This is a genomic window from Mesorhizobium abyssinicae (assembly GCF_049887195.1).
Classification (GTDB): Bacteria; Pseudomonadota; Alphaproteobacteria; order Rhizobiales; family Rhizobiaceae; genus Mesorhizobium; species Mesorhizobium abyssinicae.
The window spans coordinates 1-17,509 of sequence record NZ_JARAKC010000026.1 but is presented as its reverse complement, the minus strand read 5'-3'; the positions used below and the strand labels follow the sequence as shown (position 1 = coordinate 17,509).

General features: G+C 63.8%; 26 protein-coding genes. 9 read left to right on the top strand and 17 right to left on the bottom strand.

Annotated features, from left to right (window positions below):
- Positions 1 to 69: 69 nt before the first annotated feature.
- Both PU724_RS29745 and PU724_RS29740 read right to left on the bottom strand, forming a co-directional pair.
- On the bottom strand, positions 70 to 639 hold the full coding sequence (locus PU724_RS29745; protein WP_354425286.1) for an acetylglutamate kinase: 570 nt from the start codon (positions 637 to 639) through the stop codon (positions 70 to 72).
- Positions 640 to 963: 324 nt separating this feature from the next.
- Positions 964 to 1,260, bottom strand: coding sequence for a hypothetical protein (locus PU724_RS29740; protein WP_354425288.1), 297 nt, complete (start codon positions 1,258 to 1,260; stop codon positions 964 to 966).
- 634 nt (positions 1,261 to 1,894) lie between these two features.
- Here PU724_RS29740 and PU724_RS29735 point away from each other — a divergent pair.
- The gene (locus PU724_RS29735) at positions 1,895 to 2,104 is read left to right on the top strand and encodes a hypothetical protein (protein WP_127284209.1); all 210 of its coding nucleotides are present in this window, start codon (positions 1,895 to 1,897) and stop codon (positions 2,102 to 2,104) included.
- 429 nt (positions 2,105 to 2,533) lie between these two features.
- Positions 2,534 to 2,737 (top strand): hypothetical protein, encoded by a 204-nt coding sequence (locus PU724_RS29730; RefSeq protein WP_292169924.1) that lies wholly within the window; start codon positions 2,534 to 2,536, stop codon positions 2,735 to 2,737.
- Positions 2,738 to 3,693: 956 nt separating this feature from the next.
- Here the strand turns inward: PU724_RS29730 and PU724_RS29725 are convergent.
- The 5 genes from PU724_RS29725 to PU724_RS29705 form a co-directional block, all read right to left on the bottom strand.
- Complete coding sequence (locus PU724_RS29725; RefSeq protein ID WP_127284206.1) at positions 3,694 to 3,894, bottom strand: CsbD family protein; 201 nt, start codon at positions 3,892 to 3,894, stop codon at positions 3,694 to 3,696.
- Positions 3,891 to 4,358: a hypothetical protein gene (locus PU724_RS29720; RefSeq protein WP_127284205.1), complete on the bottom strand. Its 468-nt coding sequence runs from the start codon at positions 4,356 to 4,358 to the stop codon at positions 3,891 to 3,893. The genes PU724_RS29725 and PU724_RS29720 overlap by 4 nt, the downstream gene beginning before the upstream one ends.
- A 57-nt stretch (positions 4,359 to 4,415) precedes the next feature.
- On the bottom strand, positions 4,416 to 4,682 hold the full coding sequence (locus tag PU724_RS29715; RefSeq protein WP_127284204.1) for a DUF2934 domain-containing protein: 267 nt from the start codon (positions 4,680 to 4,682) through the stop codon (positions 4,416 to 4,418).
- A 168-nt stretch (positions 4,683 to 4,850) separates the two neighbouring features.
- Positions 4,851 to 5,060 carry a hypothetical protein gene (locus PU724_RS29710; protein WP_127284203.1) on the bottom strand — a complete coding sequence of 70 codons (210 nt, stop codon included), beginning with the start codon at positions 5,058 to 5,060 and terminating at the stop codon, positions 4,851 to 4,853.
- Between the two features lie 89 nt (positions 5,061 to 5,149).
- Complete coding sequence (locus PU724_RS29705; RefSeq protein WP_127284202.1) at positions 5,150 to 5,449, bottom strand: DUF1236 domain-containing protein; 300 nt, start codon at positions 5,447 to 5,449, stop codon at positions 5,150 to 5,152.
- Between the two features lie 203 nt (positions 5,450 to 5,652).
- Between PU724_RS29705 and PU724_RS29700 the strand changes: the two genes are divergently transcribed.
- Positions 5,653 to 5,982, top strand: coding sequence for a DUF982 domain-containing protein (locus PU724_RS29700; protein WP_245494515.1), 330 nt, complete (start codon positions 5,653 to 5,655; stop codon positions 5,980 to 5,982).
- 17 nt (positions 5,983 to 5,999) lie between these two features.
- On the opposite strand, the gene PU724_RS29695 is transcribed toward PU724_RS29700, so the two are convergent.
- Entirely contained in the window at positions 6,000 to 6,320 is a 321-nt protein-coding gene (locus PU724_RS29695; RefSeq protein WP_127284201.1) for a hypothetical protein, read from the bottom strand.
- Positions 6,321 to 6,483: 163 nt separating this feature from the next.
- On the opposite strand from PU724_RS29695, the gene PU724_RS29690 reads away from it, so the two are divergent.
- Positions 6,484 to 6,801, top strand: coding sequence for a hypothetical protein (locus tag PU724_RS29690; protein ID WP_127284200.1), 318 nt, complete (start codon positions 6,484 to 6,486; stop codon positions 6,799 to 6,801).
- Between the two features lie 104 nt (positions 6,802 to 6,905).
- On the opposite strand, the gene PU724_RS29685 is transcribed toward PU724_RS29690, so the two are convergent.
- Positions 6,906 to 7,127 (bottom strand): hypothetical protein, encoded by a 222-nt coding sequence (locus tag PU724_RS29685; RefSeq protein ID WP_127284199.1) that lies wholly within the window; start codon positions 7,125 to 7,127, stop codon positions 6,906 to 6,908.
- Between the two features lie 219 nt (positions 7,128 to 7,346).
- Positions 7,347 to 7,646, bottom strand: coding sequence for a DUF1236 domain-containing protein (locus PU724_RS29680; protein WP_127284198.1), 300 nt, complete (start codon positions 7,644 to 7,646; stop codon positions 7,347 to 7,349).
- Between the two features lie 224 nt (positions 7,647 to 7,870).
- On the opposite strand from PU724_RS29680, the gene PU724_RS29675 reads away from it, so the two are divergent.
- The 4 genes from PU724_RS29675 (at position 7,871) to PU724_RS29660 (ending at position 10,803) form a co-directional block, all read left to right on the top strand.
- Positions 7,871 to 8,554: a DUF1236 domain-containing protein gene (locus PU724_RS29675; protein ID WP_354425293.1), complete on the top strand. Its 684-nt coding sequence runs from the start codon at positions 7,871 to 7,873 to the stop codon at positions 8,552 to 8,554.
- Positions 8,555 to 8,734: 180 nt separating this feature from the next.
- On the top strand, positions 8,735 to 9,730 hold the full coding sequence (locus PU724_RS29670; protein WP_426213726.1) for a diguanylate cyclase domain-containing protein: 996 nt from the start codon (positions 8,735 to 8,737) through the stop codon (positions 9,728 to 9,730).
- A 229-nt stretch (positions 9,731 to 9,959) separates the two neighbouring features.
- The gene (locus PU724_RS29665; protein WP_127284195.1) at positions 9,960 to 10,256 is read left to right on the top strand and encodes a GYD domain-containing protein; all 297 of its coding nucleotides are present in this window, start codon (positions 9,960 to 9,962) and stop codon (positions 10,254 to 10,256) included.
- 298 nt (positions 10,257 to 10,554) lie between these two features.
- Complete coding sequence (locus tag PU724_RS29660) at positions 10,555 to 10,803, top strand: exopolysaccharide production repressor protein (protein ID WP_320254380.1); 249 nt, start codon at positions 10,555 to 10,557, stop codon at positions 10,801 to 10,803.
- A 211-nt stretch (positions 10,804 to 11,014) separates the two neighbouring features.
- Here the strand turns inward: PU724_RS29660 and PU724_RS29655 are convergent, their stop codons facing one another.
- The 6 genes from PU724_RS29655 to PU724_RS29630 all read right to left on the bottom strand — a co-directional run bounded on the left by PU724_RS29655 (position 11,015) and on the right by PU724_RS29630 (position 15,293).
- Positions 11,015 to 11,422: a hypothetical protein gene (locus PU724_RS29655; protein ID WP_128275472.1), complete on the bottom strand. Its 408-nt coding sequence runs from the start codon at positions 11,420 to 11,422 to the stop codon at positions 11,015 to 11,017.
- Between the two features lie 217 nt (positions 11,423 to 11,639).
- Complete coding sequence (locus PU724_RS29650) at positions 11,640 to 12,512, bottom strand: hypothetical protein (RefSeq protein WP_354425299.1); 873 nt, start codon at positions 12,510 to 12,512, stop codon at positions 11,640 to 11,642.
- A gap of 297 nt (positions 12,513 to 12,809) precedes the next feature.
- A complete protein-coding gene (locus tag PU724_RS29645) occupies positions 12,810 to 13,217 on the bottom strand; it encodes a TadE/TadG family type IV pilus assembly protein (protein ID WP_127284192.1) in 408 nt (135 codons plus the stop codon).
- Positions 13,207 to 13,647, bottom strand: a complete 441-nt coding sequence (locus PU724_RS29640; RefSeq protein ID WP_354425301.1) for a TadE/TadG family type IV pilus assembly protein — start codon at positions 13,645 to 13,647, stop codon at positions 13,207 to 13,209. Before PU724_RS29640 ends, PU724_RS29645 begins: the two co-directional genes overlap by 11 nt.
- 5 nt (positions 13,648 to 13,652) lie before the next feature.
- A complete protein-coding gene (locus PU724_RS29635) occupies positions 13,653 to 14,909 on the bottom strand; it encodes a pilus assembly protein TadG-related protein (protein ID WP_354425303.1) in 1,257 nt (418 codons plus the stop codon).
- Between the two features lie 147 nt (positions 14,910 to 15,056).
- A complete protein-coding gene (locus PU724_RS29630; RefSeq protein ID WP_127284190.1) occupies positions 15,057 to 15,293 on the bottom strand; it encodes a hypothetical protein in 237 nt (78 codons plus the stop codon).
- 303 nt (positions 15,294 to 15,596) lie between these two features.
- Here PU724_RS29630 and dinB point away from each other — a divergent pair, with 303 nt between their 5' ends.
- A complete protein-coding gene (gene dinB, locus PU724_RS29625) occupies positions 15,597 to 16,856 on the top strand; it encodes a DNA polymerase IV (RefSeq protein ID WP_354425306.1) in 1,260 nt (419 codons plus the stop codon).
- 16 nt (positions 16,857 to 16,872) lie between these two features.
- Here the strand turns inward: dinB and PU724_RS29620 are convergent, their stop codons facing one another.
- Positions 16,873 to 17,124, bottom strand: a complete 252-nt coding sequence (locus tag PU724_RS29620) for an excalibur calcium-binding domain-containing protein (RefSeq protein WP_245478311.1) — start codon at positions 17,122 to 17,124, stop codon at positions 16,873 to 16,875.
- Positions 17,125 to 17,509: the final 385 nt, after the last annotated feature.

Below are 17,509 nucleotides of genomic sequence, written 5' to 3'. Positions count from 1 at the left end.
TGAGGTGGCGCCGAAAGCTCGGCGCCGCCTGATCGACCTTATCTCCTGCCCCGGCGAAGCCGAGACGGCTCACCCGTTGAACTTATCCGGAAACTGTTTGGCTATGCCATCCGTCAGCATGTCGGCGAACTTCAGCATGTGGTCATGCCCTTCATCGTAGGACTTGATGTCTGCCGCCCAGTCCTTGTTCAGCCGGCCGACCACTTCGCCGGTCGTCAGTTCCAAATGCTTGTGCAGCATGTGGCGGAGATCCTTCTCGGGCCAGTTCGGATTGGCCTTGCCAAGGAACACGGCAATGTAGTCGGCATTGGCCGACCATTTATCCTGAGCGGCCGAGAGCTTGTCCTTGCTGCCTGATTTGGCCGCCTCGACCACTTCCGTCGCGATCTTGATATGGTCTTTGAGCAGCGCCGCCAGTTTCTTACCGGCGGCATCACCGTAATAGGGCTTTACCGCGTCGCCTATTTCATCCTGGTTCCGGAGCAGGCGCTTCGCGACATCGTCAGTGTCCTGAAGGCCCGCGAGGGCGCTGATGATGTAGTTCCGCGTATAGGTGATGTGGTCTTCCCAGAGTTTCCGCATTGCCGCTCGAACGTTCGCCGATTGCGGTTCGCCGGCGCGAGCAGGCAGGAGCGACAACGGTCCGGCAGCCGAGAGACACCGCAGTGAGAGAGGAAAGCAGTACTAGACGCCTGTTCATGGCCCGATCTCCGAATGTGCCAACATTCGCGCGACAGATGGGCAGCAAAGCTGGGTCGATCGGCCGTTTCCGCTCCGATCGTCGGCACCCGAAGGCGAATGTTCGCTATCGGAAGATGAACATTAGCAACGACTAAAAAGTTCCGTTGCGGCGACAAAAAAGCGACTTTTGGAGATGGCGATCCTTACGAGGCTGTCGTTGGCGGATAGTAGAAAGAAAAGGCTCCGGCGCACCACGCCGGAGCCTCGTCCTTTATCGATACATCAGCCGCCACTGGGAGCCGGGGCCGGAGCCGCGGGCGCAGGTGCTGATGGCGCGGGGGCCGCAGGCGCCGGTTCGGATGGCGCTGGCGCGGCAGGCGCAGGCGCGGACGGCGCGGATGCCGCCGGCGCCTCGATATTGGGCGCATCGACCTTGACGTTGACGTCTTTGCTGCCGCCGCCGTTGAGGTTGATGACACCTGTGAAGAAGAGCAGAACCACGATCGCGAGTATCGCGAGAACGACCGCGACAACCGTACCACCTCCACCCGAGTTCACAACCGTTGGACCGTCAGCCATTTGCTTTTCTCCTCTCGATTGCACTGTCGAGAAAACGGGCGCGTTACGGCAACATTCCGCACAGGGGACCTCAGTCCCGGCAGCCATGAGACTGAAGTCTCATTGCCGGGCGCAGAGGGCCGGGCCGGTTGTTTCAAGGCAACCGTGGCCCTGCCAACCCATTGGTAAGGGGACCACCGGGTACGTCCCTTCATCGGCGGTCTCCGGGTGCCCGCCATCATCGTTCCCGTGTCGGCGGGCACCCGCCCCAGGGGGAGCCGCCATGCGCTTAGGAAACATGATAGCGGATGCGTTCGCCTTCCTGCTGTTGGCGTGCCTTGTCGGCGGCATTTTCCTGGCGTTCGGAAAGCCCTTCTGGCGTGAGCGTCAGGGCCAGGTGGCAGTGCCTCCCCGGGTTGGCTCATTCACGACGGCCTCGGTCGGCAAGCCCCGTCCGAGACCTGACCTGCCGCAAACGTTCGACCTTGGCCTGGCCCCCTCAAAGCCGGGACACTCGCCCGGTCCGAGGACTGGCGTGGAATGACGCCTGCCCGGCTCTGCCGCTGAAGCCATCCCCGATGGGAACGGAACCTCTTCACCCGCGTATGTTAGTCGGGCCGTTGGCCCATCCGGCAATCTGGCCAGGTTTCCCGCAATGACCAAAGCATCGCTACATCTGCTGAAAGGCGCCGGTTACCTGGTCTCGACGGCGAGCGCGATCCTGCTCGCCATCGTAAGCTGGAAGAGCGCCGCGCAAAGCCCGCTGCTGGTCGCCTGCCTGCTTGGCGGTGCTGCCGCATCGATTGTCGGCATGCTCTGCCGCTGGCTTTCCTACGAAATCGAAAAGCGCCAGGAAGAAAAATAGCGCGTGGCCCAGCGGAGTACCGTCGCGGCGGCCCGCTAAGAGCCCGCGCCACGGAGGGACCGATGACGCGGGCCGGCCGATGTTTGCCCACCAGCCTGCGTGGGACGCCAAGCAGCGACGCCACACACAGGACGTCAACCATTCGAAACGGCTAATGTTCCCGGCTGCTAAGATCCTCGGCGAGACCACCGGGCTTGAAATGAGCAGGCGCTTCGAGAAAGGCGTGGCAGGCGCCCGTCCAGGCCGATGCGGCGCGCGGTCTTCCTGGCGCTGCCGGCTAGGCTTCTATTCCTGCAACCACCAAGTCACGACACCAGGGATGGAACGTTTCACGGCAATTCATGATTGGTGGACTCGCGCGCCCCGTCGAGCGTTTAATTCGCGACGGGCGAAGGAAGGGCAAATTCACGAAGGGAGGAATGTGGATCGATGAATTATGAATTCGAGACCAACCTATCCGACGACCAGCAGCCCTATGAAGTCACCGCTTTTGCCAAGAAGCACGGCCTGACGGTTCCGGCCGCGGATGCCGTTTTATTCGCCAAGGGGCCATCCAGGGCGGCGTGCGACGCGGGCGCATTGGCATTTCTGTGCGCTGTCGCGCAATACGCCAGCAGACGATCTTCGCATTAGGCTCCGGATGAGCGTGGCGACAACCTCGCCACGCATGCCGGCGCAGGCCTGTAGAGTCGCGCAGAGCTATCTCAAACCGAGAAAGCTAAGTATCGCGATGACGATGACCACGGCTCCGACCAGCCAGATGATGTTGTTCATGACGCGCTCCTTCGCCCGAAATGGGTGCTGGAGTGACAACATCAGCGACAGCTAAAGGTTCCGACCGCAAACGTGCCGCACCCATCGAGGATCAGGCGGTGGACTGGCGGGTCTTTGCAACAAAACGGCTTGGTGATCGTTTCTCGCGCCAGATATTCCTGGCTACTCCAGCCTTTCCCGCCGGCAGAGCCGGCGGGTTCTTTTTGCTGCCTTCGCCCGGGAATGCCATGCCGCTGCGTTTCCATGCTCTGACGTTGCAACTTCAGTCGCATCCAGCTTCGGACCATGGCCCTAAACGCGGAACGAACCCATCCAAGCGCCGTTGGTCAACACCGGCAGCTCCCGCTGGCAGCGGTTGAGCGCGGGCAAGGCTCCAGCGCACGGCGGGAGGTGCGTGGCGCTGGAGCCTTTTGAAGTCAGAGATAGGGCGCGCGTGCAATGGATGATCGTCACGACAGCGCTATGGAAGCTCGGTGGCTTCTTGCCGTGCCTGCCGGTCTTTGACTTACGTGACTGGCGATACACAGCGGCCCGACAGCCTGTTGGGGTAACTTCGACTGACCGCCGGGCCTGACCGGCTTGGGGGCTTCGGGGGCGGGCAAGCCGGCTAGGACGACACTAGTATTAGCCAGCTCGCAACATAATCCGATTGTCACTCTTTCCCCCGCTTTTGCTCCGCACGTGCCGAAGTTGGCTGCACCGACGTAGCGTGAAATCCCCGCCACATCGGGCCGGCCTTGATCGGCCTGACCAACTCCGAGCCCTGTTGCGGCCGCCTTCCAGCTCTCGATAGAGATCGCCGCGGGGCGCCGCGCTCAGTCGAGCCTTCTCGACCAGTCGTCGAGCTGCCGCTGCGCCTCTTCCTTGGCGATGCCGTAGCGCTCCTGGATCCGCCCCACGAACTGATCGCGATTGCCTTCGATGCGGTCGAGGTCATCGTCGGTCAAGTCGCCCCACTGCTCCTTGGCCTTGCCTTTGACCTGCATCCACTTTCCCTTGATCTGATCCCAGTTCATGGCTTGTCTCCTTTGTTGTCAAAGGAGAATGGACCCGGCGCGACAATGTTCCGAACGATCGGCCCACGCATGCGGACCTTCCTTGGCAACGCCATCAAATGTGATTGAAGGCAGAGTTCCCTCAGTTCCTGCTCGCTGAGCTTGTCGACGTACTCGGCCGCGTCAAGGAGATCGACAACCACGTCGACCGCCTTCATGTGAAGATGAGGCATTGCCGATCCTCCTTTGCATGTCGCCTGCGCTTTGCTGCCGGCAGGATTGCCAAACGCGGCGCTCCTGCTCGAGGCCGCCACCGTGCTCGCCGAACTCTTGAAGCGGAATGTTCCGGCCAGCCTCGATGAGGTGGACGCAGTGGAAGGCGCTGAAGCGCCAGCCTTGGCGAGGGGCTGATCAGCCTTGCGACCACGCATGGCGGCCTGCCCTACCCTGGCAGGAAGCTGCAAAATTTGCCGGAAATCGGCCACGGCCGGCGCGCGTCCCGGCCCCGGCCCATCTCTCCGACGGCGGGGCCGTTCCGCCTTTCAGGCCTTGCCGGCTTTCGACTTGATCGCGGCGGGCTTTGCGGCCTTGGTCGCGCTCTTGGTGGCAACAGTCTTGGTGGCGGCGGTCTTGGCGGGCTTCGCCGCGGCAGGCTTCTTCGGTGCAGCTTTCTTCTTCGGCTTGGCCTCGCCATCGATCTCGGCCGTCGCCTGGTCCCAGTGCTGAATATCCGCGCCCTCGGGCCGGCCGGCCTTTTCCCAGATAGCGTGTGCCCGCTGGCGAATGCGTTCCTGCCTGTCGTCCGTCACTTGTTGCCTCCGTGGTTGGGTTCCATTCCGGTGGTCCACGGTAAACACTAGCGGAAATTTGAGCCGGCGTCTTGAGCGCAGCGGAGGGGACTTGCGGCAATAACGCCCAACGAGAGTCCCAGTGCGTCCCTCCCTCCTGCGAGGCTTGTCCTGCGCGGTGGCGCTGGCCTAGTGCGCCATGACGGCGACGCCCAGCAGGGCTGCCTTCTTGGTTATCAGCCCGGCGAGATCGGCGTCCGAGCGTTCGGTGCCGGTGCGGCGGCGCAGTTCGCCGATTGCCTCCGTCATGGAAAGCAATCCCGTTCCCCGCTCGGCCAACAGCTTGTCGCAACAGGCCGCCACATTCTCGGAGTTGGGGGTCTCGACATGCGGCAACATGGACGTGCTCCTTCCCTGCCCCAAACCCCCTCGCCCCGCCGCTTCGCGCGAAGCGGCGGGGCCGTCATGCATCAGCCGGTTGACCGGCCCTACTCTATGACCTCAATGACCCTGCGGGTGCCGGGATCGACCAGCACCGTATGGTCGCCGACGACCGTGTATCTATACTGGGTGTCGGGCACCTCACGCAGTTCCACCGTGTCCGGCAAGGTCGAGCCGACATTGAGCTCGACGCCGAGAAGGTTGATCGAGGCCAGCGGATGTTTGTGGACGTATTCGCGGATGACGGTGCGCTGCTCGGGCGTCACGATCACCTGGTCCGCGGCGGCGGCGCCGATGCCGGCAATCATAGCCAGCCCGGCGACAGCAGTAATAAGGGCAATTTTCATGTCTGCCTCCTGTTGGTTGGTTGCGAGCTTCGCCCCGCCTCCACGGACCGGCGGAAGCGCGAGAGTTCGAATTGGCGGGCTCTCCGGGGCAAACGCCGGCACGGGGCTCTTGTTCCGCGAGCCGGCACTAATTGATCCGCCGACGGCGTCGGAACCAGGCGGCCGTTCCAGCATTGAAGGCGAAGAGTCTAGCGGAGGTGCCTATGATTGAGGATCTGCCTTTCGACCCGCCGATCGCCGTCGCCGTTGGCGCCGGCTTCAAACGGGATATCGCATCGCTGGCGGAGATGCAGAACTTCCTGAAGGAATGGCCCCCTGCCGAAGACACACGGCTGCAGAAGATCGCTATCAAGGCGTGCGAGGCGGCGCGGGCCGGACACCTGACCATCGAGCAGACGCGACGCGCCTTCATGGCTTTCGCCAAGGCCGCGGGCATCGTCTGGACCGGCGTCGATCCGGTCACGACGCTGCGCCGGGCCAAGGTGCGGACGATCCGCGCGGCGCGCGCGCCGCACGAGCGTCATACGCGCTGAGCAGGGCCTCCCAATCACTATTGCTTCGGCGGCTGCGGCGGCACTTCCCCGGGCTTGATCACCGGCATGTTGCCTTCCTCGGGCGCCGGCTGGGCCATACCCTGGTCGCCGGTCGGCGGCGGCTGCAATACACCGCCGCAAGGCTTGAGCTTGCCGGTCAGGCCATTGTCGCTGCCGCTGTCGGCGGCCGGTTTCTGCTCAGCGCTGCCCTGCCCCTGCGGCTCGGCCTGGCATGGGCCTGCGGACGCTTTGGCCTGGTCGGGGTTGTCCTGCGCGGCCGCCGGACCGGCCAGCGCCATCACCAGCAGCGCGCATGGCGCAAAGGCGAAAGGTTTCATGGTCTGGCTCCTTTCCTTGTCCGGGAAAGAACGCCGGGGCCGATTGGTTCCCTGGCGGGACCGGGGCGCTTGCCCGGTAGCCGGTCGCGCGGGAACCGGTGGCAAGGCGGCGAGTTCAACCTTCGGAACAGATTTTCAGGTGCCAGCGCCAAGGAGGCCAGTCATGGAACCGCGCAAGAGACCGAACGACGAGGTCGAACCGTCAACGGCCGACGACCGGACGCCAAACGACGAGGTGGAGGCGCCCACGCCAGGACAGCAGGATTGGGACGCGGTGAAGGGCGCGAGCATCCTTCCCGACGAAAGCCTGCCCGAAGCGGATGTGCCGGAAAGCGCCGGCATCGAGAAGGAGGGCGAGTTACCGGAAGAGGACGACGACAACCCCTACCAGGAGAGCGACGAGGCATTGCCGGACGATGCCGAGGAAGCCGCCATCAAGCGCGACCCGGCAAGGCGTGGCGGCCCCTTCGACGAGGTATGAGGCTCGCGCCGACAGGCACGAGCGCACGCTCTCGCCCGCGAGGGCGGAACGGATAGGTTGGATGCTGACAGGGTGATGCTGGACCGGCCCGCGGCCGGCGGCGGTCAGTTCGGCGCGCTGTCGCCCACCGTCTCGGCGACAAAAGAAGCGGCGATCAGGTCGTCGGCATCGATGCTTAGAGAGCCGTCGGCGCCCCCCATGATGGCCGCGACCTTCTGAAAGGTCTTCATCTCATGTTCGGTGATGCTCGCACTTCGCATCCTGGCCCGCAGGTCGGCGACACGCATCCCCAATGCCGGGGATGTTCCGATTTCGCGCTTCGACATGGTAGCTGTGCTCCGTTCCCCGACCCGTTTTCTGGTTGCCGCCGATTCGTTTGCCCGATCTGCCTCGCACAGCCTGCCTATTATTGAGGCAACACGAAGTCAGACGCGGCAACGCGTGGTGAGAGGGAAAGGTTCCTGCATGTATCGGCATATATTAGTCACGAAATAATACGAGCTGGCCCGCCCGCCGCTCTGGCAAGCGGCGGGCGCCATTTCAGGTCACTGGATGATCTTCACGATCTTGCGGGTGCCCGGATCGACAAGCACGGTCTGATTGTCGACGACCACATAGCGATATTTGACGTTGGGAACTTCGCGGAGTTCAACGGTGTCGGGAAGTGCGGTGCCGACATTGAGCTCCACGCCCGGAAGCTTGACCGAAGCCAGCGGCTGCTTGTGCACATACTCCCGGATGATGGTTTCCTGCTGCGGCTCGATGATGACGTCCTGAGCGGCCGCGGCGCCCATGCCGGCGAGCAGCAGCAGGCCTGCGGCAGCTGTCTTGAGATGCAGTCTCATGATCGTCTCCTGTCTTTACCGGCGACCTCCTCCACCGCGCGCACAATGCCGTCCGCAGCCGGGCCGCCTCGGTCGTTAACGCCACCGCACAGGGCTTGTTCCTGGATTTTTTGACTTGGTGGCCGATCCGATTTGGTCATGGAATCTCGCCCAATTTGCTTCGGAACAAAGGCCCCGAGCCGAAGTTACCCCAACGAAGGGACGACACTTCGAGGAGAGTTCTCATGAAACATATTCTGATTACCAGCATGCTCGCGCTCGGTGTCGGCTGTGGCGCCGCGATGGCGCAGGCACAGGCGCCGGCCGAGGTCCAGCCAAGCGGTGACAACAATTGCGCCGCCGGCACCGCCGATTGCCAGAAGGGCGGCAAGGCAGGCGAGCAGGCCCAGGGCAAGGCCAAGATGAAGACCGACGAGCAGGCCCAGGGCAAGGCCAAGGCGAAGACTGACGAGCAGGCGCAGGGCAAGGCCGGCGCCACCACCGACGAGCAAGCCCAGGGCAAGGCCACGGTGAAGACCGACGAGCAGGCGCAGGGCAAGGCCGGCGCCACCACAGACCAGCAGGCCCAGGGCAAGGCCACGGTGAAGACCGACGAACAGGCGCAGGGCAAGACATCGACGCAGCCAGATCAGGGCTCGACCGCGTCCATCACCAACGTGACGGTCGAACAGAAGACCGAGATCACCAACGTGATCCGCGAGACGAAGATCACGCCGGTTGACCGGGTCGATTTCGACATCTCCGTCGGCATCGAAGTGCCGCGGCACAAGGTGCGGCTGCATCGCCTGCCGCCGCGCATCGTCAAGATCGTTCCGGCCTACGAGACCTACGAGTATTTCGTGCTGGCCGACGGCAGGATCGTCATCGTCGATCCGGACACGCTGAAGATCGTCATCATCCTGACCTGACGTTCATGAGCGTCACCAGGCCCGCCGCGCCGCATGGCATGGCGGGCCTCTCTCGTTCGCGATGCAGGAAACCGGCACAAGAGGGCCGCGACCGGCAGCGCGTTAATCCGGCGGCAATCCTTTCATATTAGCGTCACTGAATATTCCGGGGATTGCTGAGGGGGTCAGCGGCCGATGGCGATGGCATCACGTGGCGCGGCGGGCGCATTGGAAGCAAGCGTGCCGGCAAGGCCCGGCACGGCGGGCCTCGCCGAAGCGATCGGCCGGATGGCGCAGCTGGTCGAGCATTCGCGCGAACGGATCCGGTTGCTGGAGGCAGTGATCGAGAATTTCCCTGGCGGCGTCTCGCTGTTCGACCAGGACCTCAACATGGTCATCTGCAACCAACGGCAGCGGACCTTGCTCGACTATCCGGACGACCTCTTCGCCAACGGCTATCCGTCGATGGAGATGCTGTTTCGCTTCAACGCCGAGCGCGGTGAATACGGGCCGGGCGAAGTCGAGTTGCATGTCGCGCGCCGGCTGGCGCTGGTCAGGCAGCGCGAGGCGCATGTCTACGAGCGGACCCGCCCGAACGGGACCGTCGTCGAGGTGCGCGGCATGCCGATCGATGGCGGCGGCTTCGTCACCACCTATTTCGACGTTACCGAGCAGCGCCGCGACCAGGCGACGATCGCCCACATGGCACATCACGACGCGCTGACAGACCTGCCCAACCGCATGCTGTTTTCCGACCGGCTGCACAGCGCGGTGGCGCTCGCCAGGCGCGGCGCGCTGATGGCCGTGCACTATCTCGACCTCGACAAGTTCAAGCCGGTCAATGACGGCTTCGGCCACAAGGCCGGCGACAGGCTTCTGATCGACGTCGCCGCACGGCTACGCGGCGCGGTGCGCGACCACGACACGGTGGCGCGGCTTGGCGGCGACGAGTTCGCCATCGTGCAGACAGGCATCGCTGAAAAGACGGATGCGGCCGCTCTTGCATCGCGCATCATCGACCGCTTCCGGGAACCGTTCACGGTCGCCGGCACCCCGTTCGTCCTCGGGCTCAGCGTCGGCATCGCGCTGGCGCCCGGCGATGGCGTGACGAGCGACGACCTGCTGCAGAAGGCGGACATGGCACTCTACCGCAGCAAGTCCGGCGGACGCGGAACATTCCATTTCTTCGAGGCCTAGACCCGCGGACTCCAGGGAAAACGGCTTTCCCAAATATTCGCCGGTGCTAATATGCCGCCGCGCGGGGAGAACACCCAATCTTCGCGTGGAGTGCCGGCAGAGTCTCCGTAAGCTGCCTCGGCCGGCACTCCTTCTCGCGTGCCGCCTGAACGGCACGATCTCGTCGGGAGAAACAACGGCCGCGGCGGAGACGCTTCCGCACGCCCCCCGACCGCGATGGGAGGAAATCATGTCGCATTACGTCATACTTGTGAACTTCACCGAGCAGGGCGCCAAATCCATCAAGGACACGGTGAAACGGGCCGAAGCATTCAAGTCGATGGCCGCCGATAGCGGAGTGAAGGTGAATTCGCTGCTGTGGACCCTTGGCCAGCACGACGTGGTAGCGGCCGTCGAGGCCAATGACGACATCGCGGCTACGGCCCTCAGCCTCTCCGTGGCATCGCTTGGCAATGTGCGCACGCAGACGTTGAAAGCCTTCGACGCCGCAGACATGGCGAAGATCATCGGCAAGATGGCGGTCTGACCGCAAGGGTGCCCGGCGATGCGTCACGCCGGGCACGCCAAAGGCGGCGCGCCTCAAATGCCGGTGCAGCAACCAAGACAACTCTTGCGCAGGGCGGCTCAAGGTCCTAAGTCCTAAGACATAGGTCGCATACAACTGGCCGAAAGGCAGAACAGAGCGCGGCACTGGTGCCAACTTGCGACCATGCGTGAAAGGTGCAACGCTCGAATAGGGTAGAGACATGGGCGGGCATTCCGGACCGCAACAAGATCCGGAGCGTTCGATCGGGCAAATGTATTTTCCGCAGTTTCTTGTGGGAATGTCGGCAACAATTCTCGTGGTCCTTGGCTGGACCTACGCGGACACGGGATCGTTGTGGCAAGCGCTGGGCTGGACATTTGTCGCCGCCCTGGTGCTGCAGGTGGGCTACTTCATCGCCGTGCTGCTCATCATCTACGGCCGCGCCTCGTCGGCGGCCAAGACCACCGACAGTTCGCTGCCGGCCAAGGTGCCCGGACCGTTCGAGCGCGACGGCATCATCCACACCTTCCTGTCGCGACTGCTGTAACCGGCGATTGGCGAAAGCCTGAGACAGGCTCTTCTCCCGTGGGGAGATGGTCGGCAGACCAGAGGGGCGCTGTCCCGCCGGCCTGTCAGCAACTGTCCAGATCATTGAAGCTGATTGTGCAGGGAGCGGATCACGCCGAAGCTGGTGATCGTTCGCCCCTCTCTCCTGCCGAACATCTCCCCCACAAGGGGGGAGATCGGCAGTTTCGCCCTCAGCGAGGCGCCGACTGCAGGCCGGAGGCCGACGGCACCGGCTCGGGCGAGAACACCACAACGGCGAAGAGCAGGATGGCGGCGGCGACGATCAACGAGCCGCCGGCGACGATCGGCTCCAGTGCCGGGTTGCCGTGCAGCAGCAGGTAGAGCGCAGGCAGCATGATCACCACGCCGAGCGTATAGAGACCGTAGTGGATCATCGCGATGCGCCGCGCCGCCTTGGCTGGATTGAGCGCGTAGTAGCCGCCGAATATCGCCGAGGTGACCCAGCCCAGCAGGTTGATGTGGGCGTGCGCGGGGAACGCGCCATGGTCACCCGATATGGCCATTTCCAGGCCGGCGGCGACGCCCAGAATGAGAAACACGATGGCTGTCTTGAAGAAGAGCTCCGAAACCCGTGGCATGTTCTTGTCCTCCCAATGCCTTTGAACCCCTAGACGCAGGAGATTACATTGGGAAGCGAAGATTTGCCATGCCGAACATGGGGTTAGCGGTGGTTTTCCCCGTCGGGATGAACGGAAGCGGGTAGTGAATAGGGAATTGGGTAGCAAGTGGTGCAAGGACGGGGCTGGCGGCACGCCGCCAGCCCCTCCTATTGGCTACTCACTAGTCCCTACTCACTCATTCCGCCGTCTCGGTTTCCGTTTCCTCTTCGGCGGGATCGGTGGTCGTGTCGTCGGTCGTCGCCGCGGCGGCATCCTGCTCCGCCAGCTTGGCAGCTACCTGGTCGATCTTGTCGTCAAGCACGCCCGTGGCCCATTCTGTGACCTCGTCGTCGACCGGCTTGTTGGCCATCTCGGCAAGCGCATCGTCGAGCGATGGGACGTCGGCAGCGGCTTCGTCGGCCGCGGTCTGGGCCGCGGCGGCTGCCGCTTCGGCCTCAGAGACGGCAGTCTCCTGATCGGCGATCTGCCCTTCCAGATCGGCGATCTGCGCGGCCTTGGCCGCCTCGTCCTCGGGCGTTGCCGGCGTCAGCGCATTCGCCTCGGCGAGCTGCTCGTTGAGGTCGTCGAGTGCGGCCTGGGCGTCGATGACCGCCTGATTGGCGGCTTCGACCGCGGCCTTGGCGTTCTGGGCATTCGCGGAGGCCATCACATAGGCCTGCACTGCGGCGAAGTTCTTGCTCTTGGAGTTCATGTAAGCGTTGATGTTGCGCTGCAGTGAGTTGAGCCGGCCGAGCTTGGCGTGGAGGTTCTTCTCCTTGGGCGTGGCCGCGACTTCGACGTCATCGACGGTGACCGTCGCTGACTTCTTGCCCGACTTCGCCGACGCCGACTTGCCATGCGTGCTCTTGCCGGATTTGCTCTGGCCGGAATTGCCGTGCGTGCCGCTCTTGCCGGAATTGCCGCCGCCACTATTGCCATGGCTGCCGCCGCTATTGCCATGGCTGCCGCCATTGCCGTTGCCGCCGCCATTGCCGTTGCCGGCCAACGCGGGAGTGGCCAGGAGAGCGAACGCGGCCACCGCCGCCAACAGGGTTTTTCGGGTTGTCATAGTACCTCCTCGGGGATTCGCCACCTCGCCTACCCGCTATAACGCCGTCGTATGCAAATTTGCTAATTCGAAGAAGTAAACTTTAGACAAATATAGTAGCGATGCGCGACCGACGCGCCGGGTGACACAGATAAGATACTGAAATCAAAGACGATTATCGCGGACAGATGCCGGCTGAGCCCTTTGGGCCGCAGAAGCCCTATACTGATCAGACCTTAGTCCTAACTGATCGGGAGACGCAGTTACGCCAGCAACATCTTGCAGAACATCAAGTGAAACCTTTTGGCGGCAAGATGCTCAGCTTGCAACCAAGGGTACAGTGACTGTCGTTGCGTAACTGATCGGATACTGGTCGAAATACGGGAACTCGATGACGAAGGCGTAGCTGGCGGTCAGATGCGCCATCTTGAAGCCCCCGCTGGCAGGATCGGTCGCTATCGTCACGACGACGTTCTTCAGGCCCAGCGCCAGCAGTTTCTGCGTGGCGATCGCTTGTATCTGGCTCTGCGTAAGCGTGTTGTTGAGCTGCAAGGCACGGGCCGAGGTTTCCAGCGTGTAGCGGACGGTCGAAGTGGCATTGAACGACCAGCCGAACGCGAAGATCCCGAACAGCAGCATCACCAGGAACGGCGCGATCAGCGCAAATTCCAGCCCGGCGCCGCCGGACCGGTCGCGGCGCCATCTGGCGATCCGTTCAGCGGACACGGATGACCTCCTGATGGGTCATCACGCGCGGATCCGGAAAGACGCCGAAATTGAACGGCGGCACCCAGGTGCCGGTCGCCGAAATCTGGACGAAGACGGTAGGCAGCTTGGTTCCGCCGCAGATCGTCGTCGAGGTCACGACCGTGGCGCCGCACATGTAGGATCGAGCCAGCACGACCGCCGCATCTTCAGGCTTGTTGTTCCAGCTCGACAGCGCGACCGCCTGCGTTCCCGTGTCGTTGGTCGCGCCGGCCATCACCAGATTGGCCGCGGTTTTGACGCCAGCGCGCATCTGCAGGTAGCTCGACACGTAGGACCAGCCGTCGGCGATGCCGAGGCAGACGAAGCACAGAATGGGCAGCACCATGGCAAATTCCACGGCGGCTATCCCGGCCTTGTCCCGGAAAATGCGCAGGGTCCGCCCAACCATGCGCGCTACTCGACGAGCTGAACGGACTGCGTCGCCGGAATGTCCTTCATCCCGAGACTGGTGCAGTCCTGCTTGATGGTCGTGCTGCCTGACCATTGGATGGTGTCGGCGACGACCTGGGTGCAGCCGCCGCTGCCGGAGAAGTTGCCGAGGTAGTTGACCTGCTGCTTGGGGAAATAGATGGCGCCGGTCAAAAGCGAGTTCGCCGTGCCGTTGAAGGTGCTCTGCGCCGCGGTCCCCGTCCTGTCGCCGTAGAACAGCACGCCGGAATAGGTACCGGAAGTCGGCGCGCTCAGGTTCACCGTGGCGTTGCCATTCATGCTGACGGTGTTGCTGCCGGACATGAAAATGGTCACGCCGGTGCAGGGTGCGGCGCAGGTGATGACCGCGTTGGCGTTGATCTTGAAACCGCCCTGCACGACATAGACACCGGAAGAAAGCGCGACATTGCCCTTGAGGTCCATGCCGCTGCAGTAGGTGCCGGCCTGCAGCGTTTGCGAGGTTTTGTTGCCGTTGACATTCCTGCACGGGTTCGTGGCCGCCGGCGTCGGCAGGCTGGCGTAAGGATCGGATGCGGGCAGGGCCTGGGTGAGGTTGGAACTGCAGGTCGTGGTCACCGGATTGTTCAGCACCATGCCGCCGACCGTGATCAGGCAGTCGGCCTTGAGCGTCGCCGATCCCTGCGTCCTGATGGCGTCCGCAGCAACCGAGTCCGACATGACGGAGCAGCCGGTGAGGTTGACGCTGGTGTTGCCGGAAAAGAGCGCAGCCTGGACGGCCGAAGGACTGAGCGCCAGCACGCAGGCCTTCGAGGCGTCGGTGATGCGCGCCACCGCCCTCGCCTGTTGCGGAACCGGGGTGCTGTTGAAAATGGCCGTGAAGTAGCGATCGAGGTTGTGCTTGACGATGACCTCAACCGCCTTCTTGGCGGTGTTCGGGCCGGACAATGGCGGCGTGTTGACCTCTATCGTGCCCGGCGCGACAAAGTTGTTCGAGGTCGCCGACTGCGTGGCGGCGGCGACGATGGTCGGGTTGTCGGAACCCGCGATCTTCTCGAGCGCGCCGGCATAGGCCGCGGCATCGGCCACCGCCTGCAGCTTCAGGCTGCTGTAGTACCAGAGCGAGGTCTCGACACCGAGGCCGGCGCCACCGACGACGACCGGCAAGGCGAATGCGAAGATGACGGCGACGTTGCCGCCCGCGCCGCTGGCTCCCAGCAGGCGGCGAAAGTTCCCCACGAAAAAACGGGTGCGCGATGCCATGCTTCCATATGAGCAAGCATGCATAAACGAATGGCTAAGATTTTCGCTCGACTTGTCGCTTGCCGGGCCTGAAAGCCCAATTTTTCAATAAGTTGTGATGGACGCCACCCCCGAGCGGCGCCCAACATATAGCAGCGTATATCGGACTTACGGCGCCCTGAGGATGTCGGCGCCAGGCTGCTCGTCGAACAGCACAGCGCAACCGCGCTCGAGCGCCACGGCCGACAGTTCGTTCGCCGCCACCTCGTCCGGCGAGATGAAATCGCCGGTCAGCACACGCAGTTCCTCCACCGCCCGTGCCATCGACACTAGCCGCCCGGCGGCCCTTCCGGTGGCGCAAGCATCGACGATATAGACGAGGTCCGTGATCTCGAACTGGCCCATGTCAGGCCTCCCGCAAACGGCGTCCCTACCACGCAGTAACGCCGTCGGCCGGACGATGTTCCTGCCTCTCGGCATCGACCTTGGTCGATGCTGCACGTGCGCTCCCGACGCTCGCTCGACGTGGCAAAAAAACGAGATTCCGGCTGGATCCCGCATCCTCGTGACAGGTCGCAGATCCCACCGTCGTCGGCGGTCCGATGCCGCTTGACAAGAGACCTCGTTTGTTCTCTTTTTGTTCGAGAACAATTCCTTCGAACAGATGTTGCTAATGCTGCAACGCCGCAAGGTGAATTGGCGCCACGGATGACGCAAAGTCAGGCGACATCGGCCACCATCCTGCATGCCGATCTCGACGCCTTCTATGCCTCGGTCGAGCAGCTGCTCGACCCGTCGCTCAGGGGCAAGCCGATCGCCGTCGGCGGCGGCGTGGTGCTTGCGGCTTCCTATGAGGCCAAGGTTTTTGGCGTTCGCGGCGGCATGCCCGGCCGCAAGGCGCGCGAACTCTGCCCGCACCTGATCTTCGTCGGCGGCCGCTTCAGCGAGTACCAGCGGCTCGGCGACGCGGCGATCAAGGTGCTCGACGATTTCACGCCGCTGGTCGAGCGCATCTCGATCGACGAGGCCTTCGCCGACGTCGCCGGCTGCACGCATCTGTTCGGACCGCCCGACGAGATCGCCCGCGCCATCCGGCGGCGGGTGAAGGCCGAGCTCGGCCTGCCGATCTCTATCGGCGTCGCGCGCACCAAGCACCTGGCCAAGATCGCCTCGCAGGTTGCAAAACCCGACGGGCTGGTGGTGGTCGAGCCCGGCACGGAGATCGCCTTCCTGCACGACCTGCCGGTATCGCTGATGTGGGGCGTCGGCCCGGCGACCCGGGCGCGGCTCGCCGAGATCGGCGTCGAGACCATCGGGCAATTGGCGCGCAGCCATGGCGGCGCGCTGAAACGCCTGCTTGGCCCGGCCGCCGGCGAGAAGCTCGCCGCCCTCGCCTGGAACCGCGACCCGCGCCGGCTGGAGACGCACCGGCGGGCACACTCGGCCGGCGCGCAGTCGGCGCTTGGCCGCAAGCCGGCGGAGGCGCGGGTGTTCGTGCCGACGCTGCTGCATCTCGCCGATCGTGTGGCGAGCCGCCTGCGCGCTAAGGCGCGGCCCGGCCGCACGGTTACGGTGCGCGTGCGCTTCGCCGACATGCGCGCCGTTACCCGCTCCGTGACGCTGGAGCAGCCGATCCAGGCAACAGCGATGCTGGCCGAGATCGCCGAAGAGCTGGTGCGCGGCGTGCTCGCCGCCAACCGGCATGAGCGGGAAATCTCCCTGCTCGCGATCTCCGTCTCGCATCTGGAGGAAAGTGCGGAGCTGCAGCTCGAACTGCCGCTCGGGCTTGCCGACGAGAGACTGAAGCCCGGCAGCCGCAAGGGCCTCGCCCGCTTCGGCGCCGACCGCGCGATAGACAGGATCCGCCAGCGTTTCGGCAAGGAGGCGGTCGGCTACGGCGCGGCGGCGCTGGAGGCGGCGCGCTCGGTGCCGGATGAGTTCCGCGAACTGGCGGAGAAGGAGCTGTAGTTGGCCAATTCCCACCCTACCGGCGACCGGTGCTCCAGTAGCGGTGGACCCTGACACCGCCGGCGCTTCCGCCGCGCCATGGCTCGCAGGCGATCCCGTCGCGGTCGGCGTCGTGCGTCGACCAATAGCCGGGTTGTCCGCGGCGCGCCGGAGCCAGACCAACGAAGCGAGCGGCGGTACAGTTCGGGAAAGCGGCAAGGTGCCTGAGGGCTGTCACCGGCGAGTCGATCCGGATGCCGACAAAGCCGTAGACGACGTAGCCGGACAACAGGATGACGGGTGCAAAGAGAGCTATCCATCTCAGCCTGCCCAGACCGTGATGGTGACGAGTTATAGGCCAACGCAAGAATGGCAAAAGCATTCTTGGCACGCCCCTGGTTAGTGCCCCAGAAAAGCCTAACCTAAGCCGCCCGCAGCGACAATGATGTCAAATCAGGCGCCACCCATGCGAGGTGTGCGGAGGCAGCGATCCCTTCTATGCTGGCGGGACAGCGCCCCCTGGTCTACCGACCATCTCCCCCACAAAGGCAGGGGAATCGCATATGGCTTTTTGGGACTTGAAGTTGGGCTGAGAAGGGATTCTGTGAGCAGGCAGTCTTAACGAGGGAGAGACTGCCATTTCGAGCCTTGAAAGCTATTTCGGCGCCGTGCCT